8 protein-coding genes are annotated in these 7701 nt (G+C 56.7%); 2 read left to right on the forward strand and 6 right to left on the reverse strand.

The annotated features are described in order from the left end of the window. Positions 1-130: 130 nt before the first annotated feature. Entirely contained in the window at positions 131-721 is a 591-nt protein-coding gene (locus tag MPRO_RS17765; protein WP_067296034.1) for a hypothetical protein, read from the reverse strand. Between the two features lie 315 nt (positions 722-1036). Between MPRO_RS17765 and ftsH the strand changes: the two genes are divergently transcribed. Continuing rightward, positions 1037-2908, forward strand: coding sequence for an ATP-dependent zinc metalloprotease FtsH (ftsH, locus tag MPRO_RS17770; RefSeq protein ID WP_245635128.1), 1872 nt, complete (start codon positions 1037-1039; stop codon positions 2906-2908). 207 nt (positions 2909-3115) lie between these two features. Next, positions 3116-3484, forward strand: coding sequence for an SPW repeat protein (locus MPRO_RS17775; protein ID WP_067296041.1), 369 nt, complete (start codon positions 3116-3118; stop codon positions 3482-3484). 165 nt (positions 3485-3649) lie between these two features. Here the strand turns inward: MPRO_RS17775 and MPRO_RS17780 are convergent, their stop codons facing one another. From MPRO_RS17780 to MPRO_RS17800, 5 genes are all read right to left on the reverse strand, one after another. Continuing rightward, a complete protein-coding gene (locus MPRO_RS17780; RefSeq protein WP_067296044.1) occupies positions 3650-4138 on the reverse strand; it encodes an STAS domain-containing protein in 489 nt (162 codons plus the stop codon). Position 4139: 1 nt separating this feature from the next. Next, positions 4140-5270: a SpoIIE family protein phosphatase gene (locus MPRO_RS17785; protein ID WP_067296047.1), complete on the reverse strand. Its 1131-nt coding sequence runs from the start codon at positions 5268-5270 to the stop codon at positions 4140-4142. Continuing rightward, the gene (locus MPRO_RS17790; protein WP_067296050.1) at positions 5239-5646 is read right to left on the reverse strand and encodes a response regulator; all 408 of its coding nucleotides are present in this window, start codon (positions 5644-5646) and stop codon (positions 5239-5241) included. Before MPRO_RS17790 ends, MPRO_RS17785 begins: the two co-directional genes overlap by 32 nt. Next, positions 5636-7144, reverse strand: coding sequence for an ATPase domain-containing protein (locus MPRO_RS17795; RefSeq protein WP_067296053.1), 1509 nt, complete (start codon positions 7142-7144; stop codon positions 5636-5638). Before MPRO_RS17795 ends, MPRO_RS17790 begins: the two co-directional genes overlap by 11 nt. Before the next feature lie 196 nt (positions 7145-7340). Further along, on the reverse strand, positions 7341-7701 hold a 361-nt coding region (locus MPRO_RS17800; protein WP_162492534.1), incomplete at its 5' end, for a LysR substrate-binding domain-containing protein.

A 7701-nucleotide genomic window follows, 5' to 3' on the forward strand; every position in this document is an offset into this window, starting at 1 on the left:
CTATGCACAAGCTACATCCCTATAGCTGCCCTGTGGGGGTCTTTGAATAAGTTCCAATGAGTCTCTGGCTTCCAGCGCAAACCGGAATTAAGGCGCAGTTCCTGTGACAGCTGGCTTCGTGCCCCGCGCTTCAGCCGTTGCTTTGCGCACGGTTCAGCCAGTAATGATTGATCAGCTGAATCACGATTACCCCTAGCAATAGCAGGCCTGCGTAGGCCAGCAATATCTGGCCCCAGTGGGCGCTGAAATTCAGCTCCTTGCAGGCACCCAGCGCCAGAGGTGTGAGCCAGGACACCACAGAGACTGCCGAGGCGCTGAGCATGGCCATCTGTCGGCGCCGGCTGCAGCCATGGAACAGGGTCTTGCCGATCCGGGCTTCTATATGGGGCAGGATGAAGTGGTGAATCAGCATGCCGTTAAGGGTCAGAATGGCGACAATAATAATTTTCGCCCAGACCTTTGGATTCTGCAGCCCTTGCTCGAAATAGGCCAGGTAGTGCAGCAAATAGCCTATGCCAGACACCCAGAGCAGGGCGAGCCCCAGGCTTACAACGCGGGTTGACTGGCGCAATATATCGAATTTTTCCCGGCTTATGCTGCGCCTGTGGAAGAAGTTGAAAATGATCAAATCCAGCAGCAAGGCGCCGCCAATGCCCAGGGCCAGGCCAAACAGATGGGTAATCTTGATCAGGGTTTTCAGCTCGAAATGGATATCAAACATATCTGCCTTCTGTACTTTTGCACTTGCTATTGTTTTATAAAATGGGCTCAGCGTTGCGAGTGCGGCTCGTCCATGAAGGCAGTAGCGAACGGAGGCGGGAAAATATACAACAATCAAAGCATAATGCAAATCGTTATCGTTTAGATTCAATATCGAATTATTCCTTGGTTATAAGGTTTGTAAGTTGATTGTGACCGTTGCAGCGCAATAGGCGGATTCGCTGTCAACTACACTGACAAGACCAGTGTTATCACAAAAAAGTACATTCAAATGGCCGACAAACAGCCTGGTAATACACCGTCAGGAATGAGCCCAATGCAGGGGCCGGGGTCTGGTGCGCGCCTGGTCATCTGGTTCCTGACGGCCTTGCTGCTGTCCTTTTTCTGGCTTGATACGGCAAAACGCCAGCATCAGGCCGATCTGTCCTATACCGCCTTCAAGGATCGGGTGCGGGCTGAGCAGGTGGCCAGCATTACGCTGCAGGGACTGCAGGTCAGCGGCACCTTTCGCAAGCCCGAGCCTGGCTCGCAGGCGACGGGAAACCGGACGGTGAGGCACTTCATTACTATCCTGCCACCGATTGATGATCCGGAACTGATGCCACTGCTGGAGCAATATGGCGTCGAGGTGCGAGTAAGGTCGGAGGGTGGCAGCTGGTGGGTGCGATTGTTAATAGGATTAGTGCCCTGGCTGTTGATTATCGGTCTGTTCTGGTATGCCAGCATCAAGATGCAGGAGCGCATGTTGGGTGGCGGTGGTGCCGGCGGGATTTTTGGCTTTGCCAAGTCCAGAGCCAAGCGCTTCGACAAGGGGCAGTCCAGCGTGACCTTCGATGACGTGGCTGGCTTGGAAAACGCCAAACGGGATCTGCGTGAAATCAGCGACTACCTGCGCGACCCCAGCCCCTACCGCCGGCTGGGGGCCAAGATTCCGCGGGGTGTTCTGCTGATGGGGCCACCCGGCACAGGCAAGACCCTGCTGGCCAGGGCCGTGGCCGGCGAAGCTAATGTTCCCTTTTTCAGCATAAGCGCGTCCGAGTTTATCGAGATGTTCGTGGGGGTCGGGGCGTCGCGGGTGCGGGACATGTTCCAGAGCGCCAAGAAAGAGGCGCCTGCCATTATCTTTATTGATGAGGTCGATTCTATCGGGCGTGCCCGGGGCACGGGGCTTGGCGGCGGCCATGACGAGCGGGAGCAGACACTGAACCAGATCCTCAATGAGATGGATGGATTCGAACCCCATGAAGCGGTCGTGGTGCTGGCCGCGACCAACAGGCCCGATGTGCTGGATGCTGCACTGATGCGACCGGGGCGTTTCGACCGCAAGGTGACGCTGGATCTGCCGGACAGAACGGCGCGTCAGGCCATTCTGACAATTCACTCCCACGCAGTACCGCTGGCGGCTGATGTTGAGCTTGCGCGTCTGGCGGCACTGACAGTGGGTTTTTCCGGGGCCGATCTCGAAAATCTGATTAACGAAGCGGCACTGCTAGCCGGGCGCAAGGGGTACGTTGAGGTTGATATGGCGCTTATGCTTGAAGCGCGCGACAAAGTGGTGCTGGGTGGTCTGCGCGAGATGCTGCTTAGCGACGACGAGAAGCAGCTGGTGGCCTTCCATGAAGCCGGTCATGCGGTAACTGCCTGCCTGCTACCCCATGCCGATCCGCTCGACAAGGTCACTATCATTCCGAGGGGGCAAGCGCTGGGGGTGACTGAGCAAATTCCCGAAGCTGAGCGACACAATTTCAAGCAGAGCTACCTCTATGACCGTATTGGCGTGATGCTGGGCGGCCGCAGTGCCGAGAAACTGGTGTTCGGTGAAGTGAGTTCCGGTGCCGAGGAGGACCTGAAACAGGCAACACTGCTGGCGCGCCATATGGTGACGCATTGGGGCATGAGCGAAAAAATCGGCCCCGTTGCCTTCCATCGCGGTGAAGAACACGTGTTTTTGGGGCGTGAAATGGCGCAGCAGCGGGATTTCAGCGAGCATACCGCCGAATTGATCGACGACGAAGTCAGCACCTTGCTGAAGCATTGCGAGGTCGAGATTGGGCAGTTGCTGAAAAATAACCGAGCTCTGCTTGAAGCGGTGGCCGAGGCCCTGCTGGAGAAGGAAACCCTTACATTTGACGAAATCCGCGCCCTAATCGATGCCTGCCCCAAAACGGTTCGTGGGGCAGGAAAATAGGTTCGGCTGCAGGGCTGAAGGCCGGGCGTTTTGCCACAGGGAACACCTCCATGTGATCCGATGTCATCAGTAGTGAGAAGGCAGTGAATATCCAAAAAATGTCCCCTGTCAGTTAAGAACAGGAGGTTAATGGGATGTCGTAATGATCGTTGAATAGGGACGGTTAATGTCAGGATCCAATGGAACCCATTAATGAGGAGGTGTTCCATGAATATCGAGCAGTTCAAGGCACATTGGCGTGACTGGCTGATGTTGCTGTTTGGGGTCTGGCTGGTGATATCACCTTTCGCCCTGGGCTATGGCGCAACGGATGCCATGATGGTGCTGTGGAATCCCGTGATCGTGGGCGTCGCAGTCGTCGTCTTCGCCATTGCAGTCCTCAGAAAAACACAGGTGTGGGAAGAGTGGGTACTGCTGGCACTGGGTGCCTGGCTTATGGCCGCCCCCTTCCTGCTGGGATACGCCACCATGCCGGCTGCGATGTGGAATAGCATCATTGTCGGCCTACTGGTAGGCGCAGACTCGGTATGGTCCCTGGTGGTCATGCTGGGTCGCAGTGGTCACAAGACAGCCTGATTATCCAGCCTGGGTGCAAGATCGGCTTATGGCCGGCCATCGCGGAACCTGCAGGGCGGCAAGGGACGCCCCTGCAGGTTCCGCAACCTGAATGTGCCTTTTATAGCGCGTCATCTGATTGTTATTTCTATTTTCCCTGTAGCAGTCTGTTCAGGCTGAGAGACGTCAACGGGGCGCGTCCTGCAGCGCATCAATCAGTTCTCTGAACAGCGCTTTGTTGCCGTCGTTCACTTCGCTCAGAGTGCGATGGGCTTCCAGTATGGTGGCTGCCATGGCGTCTGTGGAGGTGGTATCAGACGATAGTTGCTGCAGGGAGGGGCTGTCCCCGGGGCCTTGTTCGAAAATGGTAAAGATGCCGTAGAAGCCCAGGCTGTCCAGCAGCTCGTTGATATCCGGATTGTTGCAGACCAGCACCGCCTGGCGGTCGAAACGCCTGTGCATGAAATTGGCGACTTTGGCCAGCAGCCCCAGCATGGTGCTGTCGATGGATTCTGCCTCGGTCAGGTCAATCAGAATGTTATCAAAGTCCAGTTGCTTGAACAGGCGTTCGAGAAAGGCGTTGAAGCTTTCACTCAGGGTATAGCGCAGCTCGCCAATCAGTTTCAGGACGTAGGTACGCTCGTGTCTGGCATAAAAAATAGTGCCTGTAGCCATCTCAACTCCGCTTTCGGATCATCAGGAAGGTTATATCGTCCGGCAGGGTACTCTCCTGGGTCAGTGCCAGCTCCCGGACCAGGGCGGCGATAGTCGTCGAATCATTGTTGATTAAGGATAGCAGGAACCCCAGCTTTGCCCTGAGCCGAGGCTGGGGCAACACCTCCAGAATGCCGTCCGAAATCAGGGCCATGATGAAGTCTGGTGGCAGTTGCAGCTCGCCGGTTTCGTAGCTGGCAAACGCGAACAGGCCCACTGGCAGGCTCTTGATACCTACAAAGTCGGACCTGGATCCGTCGAATAGGACGGGGAAAGGAAATTGGCCGGCCTGACTGTATTGCAGCCGGTTTTCGTCCAGGTCGAGTACGCCGTAGAACATGGTCATGTATTTATCCAGGTGCCCGCCCAGAAGCTTGTGGTTCAGGTGGTCGAGGATTTCGCCAGGACGCAGTATGGCACTGTCACGTCCCTCGCGGTGGTCCTCCAGATAGCGGACCATGTAGCTCTTGAGCAGCACGGTGACAAAAGCCGACGAGACCCCATGCCCCGATACGTCCGCCATGTAGAAACCGAGGTGGCGGTTGTCGATGGCAAAATAGTCGACGAAGTCGCCACTGAGATAGGCCGAGGTAATCAGCCGGTGGCTGAATTCGTAAGAACCTATTTGCTTGTGGTTTTCGGGCAACAGCTGGAACTGGAGGTGACGGCCGCCTGATTCGTCGTCCTTCATGCGTTGCAGGCTCTTTTGCAGCCGCGTATTGGCAGCCTCGAGTTCGAGTGACAGCTGGCGAATGTGCAAAAGGTTATCCAGTCGTACCACCAGTTCCAATTTCTCGACCGGGCTGGTGATGAGTTCGTCGACGCATTGCCGGCGCAGACCTGTGATCAGGTGACCGTGGTGTTGCGAGATGACCACGAGAAAGGGCAGGAACAGGGGGCGCTCCCGTGCCTTGCGGCATTCTACCTGCTGCCACAGCCTGTTCAGGGCGGTGGCGTCGAGAATACAGAGGTCAAAGGTATCGTCCAGCAGCGCCTGGGCATCACCCGCCAGCACCCTGTAGTGGGGTTCTAGCCATTGGGCCAGCAGGCGCCGGTTTTCCTCATGGTCCAGGATCAAAAGAATCTGCTTCATCGCTATGCCTGCAAAAGCCGTTCAGGATCAGGCGCAGTGTCTTTTTTGTCGTCGGTTTGGCCAGCACATAACGGGCGCCATGATTGTATCCCCGGTGCTGGATGCCGGCGGCCTCCCAGCGGGAGGCGAGGACGAGGTAGGGGAGCTGCTTGCGCCGCATGTGGTCGCAATGACGCCATATCGATTGGTCAAAACCAGTGATGTCCACCACCGCCATTTCAATGCGCTGTTCAGCGCTTAGCGCTTGATCGAACTCTTCCAGGCTGGTGACGGCCAGGATTCGATAGCCATCCTGGCTCAGAAACTGTACCAGCAGATCCAGGTTGCGTCGGTTGTGATTGACAGCCAGGATCAGGGGCGCGTCTTCAGAATTCATTAAAACCGCCCTCCGGCCAGGTCAGCTGTATCTGGCTGCTCAGCAGGCCGCGCAGTCGGGTCAAGGGTTCGCTGAGTTTGAGGCCATCGGGAGTTATCTGGACTTCGCGCAGGGTTTTTTCGAAGTCTCCCACGCGCTTTTTGATAACGCCAATGGCTTTGCGCAGTTCGCCGTTGAGCTCCAGATAGCGCAGGAAGATGATGTCGTCGGCCAGGTAACTGATACCGATTTCGGAAATATGGAAGTCTCCACTGAGGCTCTTCAGTTCGTTGATCAATATGGTGCTGACACCCTTGCTCTTCAGGAAGCGGGTCAGGGCATGCAAGTGGCTAATGAGGTCTTTTCCCCGCAGGCTCATGCGATAGCCGGCCACACTGTCTATCATCACGATGCGGGCATTGCTTTGCTCCACATCCCGACATACCAGGCTGGAGAACTCATCTGCGGTAAAACTCAGTGGTTCGATCGGTACCACCGACAAGTTCTGGCTTTCTATTAGCGGGCGGACCGCCAGGTTGATGGCCTCACAGCGTCTGAGCAGAGACTCCAGGCCTTCCTCGAAGATATAGACCACGGCTTTTTCCTGCCGGCTGGCCGAGGCCTTCATGAACTGCATGCCAACGGTGGTTTTGCCCACGCCGCTGGGGCCGGTCAGGACTGTGGTCGTACCCCGGTCGAGGCCTCCATGCAGCAAGGCATCCAGCTCCGCAATACCTGAGGCCGTTAGTTCGCCGGTAAAGATCGGGGCCAGTCCCTCGCGCTGGAGATCAGGCACCAGTACCGGTGAAACCTCCATGCCCCGGGTGGTCAGACGAAAGCTATGGTGACCCATACGGAAACTGGAACCGCGCATCTTGGTGACGCAAAGGCTGCGCTCCATGTCATTGCATTCCAGCTGAATAATGCCATCGCACATGAACTGCAAGTCGTCATCGGGTGCCTGTTGACTGCTGTCGGAAGTGAATACCACAGTCGCGCCCGATTCACTCAGGTAGCGCAGGAAGGAAAATGCCTGTTTGTGGAATTCCAGGCTGTCGGTTGACAGGTATCGGAACTGGGTCAAGGCATCGAGAAAGACACGGGTGGGCCGGATTTCCTCGACTTTTTCTATGATTTTGCGGGTGATAGGCTCGCGTTCCACCTCGGCGGGATGGAAAATGTCGTAGCTCTGGTCTTCGGTAAAAAACTCGGGCGCCGGGCTCAGATCCAGAAACGAGATGCCGTTAAGGCTGTAGCCGAGTGAGGCGGCATTGTTGCGAATTTGCTCCTCGGTCTCGCCCAGTGTGACAAACAGACAGGGCTCGCCTTGCAGGGCTCCGGCGGTTAAAAAGTGCAGGCCCAGAATGGTTTTACCCGTGCCTGGGGCGCCCCGTACCAGGTAGGCGCGCTGCGAAATAAAGCCTCCGCCCAGTATTTCCCCCAGCCCTGGCACCCCGGTGCTGAGACGCTCGGTTTGCGCCTCAGTGCGTTCAGTGAAATTCGCGACATTGTCTTCCATTTTAATCCAGCTCCAGCTTGATTAAACAGAGACCGCCTGTCCGGCGGGCCCCTGTTCACTGGTTACAGCAAGTACCTCGCTATGCCTTGCCAATGCCCTGTTTAGAGCCAGCAAGTACCCATCAATTAGAACCGGGCGGTCGGGCGCGGTTCCACCGCTGTAATGTTCTTGATTGACTGCAGGCGCTGGACGTCGTTTATCCGGCGACTTTCATCAGGGCATCCTTCAGGCAGCCGAAAAATGCATCCACCACAAGGTTGCGTTCGGCGCGGGGTTTGGTGATGGCGTAGAAGCTGTTGCTGTAGCTCAGTTCACTTTCCAGCAGCGGTTGCATTTCCGAGCCCCAGCCCCAGTTTTTTACCAGGTGGCGTGGCAGAAAACCCAGATAGTGGCCGGTCAGGATCAGGGTGGCGCGGGCCTCCTGGTGGTGGGCGCTAACCTGCTTGTTCCAGCCGCTCATGGCCGGGTGCAGCTCGCGACCCGGCAGCAGGCGAGGGGACTCGACAAAGCGGTAGGCCTGCAGGTCTTCCAGCCGGATATCCGCTTCACTGCGGCCG

This window comes from Marinobacterium profundum (genome assembly GCF_001528745.1).
Taxonomy (GTDB): Bacteria; Pseudomonadota; Gammaproteobacteria; order Pseudomonadales; family Balneatricaceae; genus Marinobacterium_A; species Marinobacterium_A profundum.

Bases quoted from the DNA above. Each gene is read 5' to 3' on its own strand.
- ftsH (WP_245635128.1), top strand. From the start codon at position 1,037: ATGCAGGGGCCGGGGTCTGGTGCGCGCCTGGTCATCTGGTTCCTGACG.
- MPRO_RS17795 (WP_067296053.1), bottom strand. From the start codon at position 7,144: ATGGAAGACAATGTCGCGAATTTCACTGAACGCACTGAGGCGCAAACC.
- MPRO_RS17790 (WP_067296050.1), bottom strand. From the start codon at position 5,646: ATGAATTCTGAAGACGCGCCCCTGATCCTGGCTGTCAATCACAACCGA.
- MPRO_RS17785 (WP_067296047.1), bottom strand. From the start codon at position 5,270: ATGAAGCAGATTCTTTTGATCCTGGACCATGAGGAAAACCGGCGCCTG.
- MPRO_RS17775 (WP_067296041.1), top strand. From the start codon at position 3,116: ATGAATATCGAGCAGTTCAAGGCACATTGGCGTGACTGGCTGATGTTG.
- MPRO_RS17780 (WP_067296044.1), bottom strand. From the start codon at position 4,138: ATGGCTACAGGCACTATTTTTTATGCCAGACACGAGCGTACCTACGTC.
- MPRO_RS17765 (WP_067296034.1), bottom strand. From the start codon at position 721: ATGTTTGATATCCATTTCGAGCTGAAAACCCTGATCAAGATTACCCAT.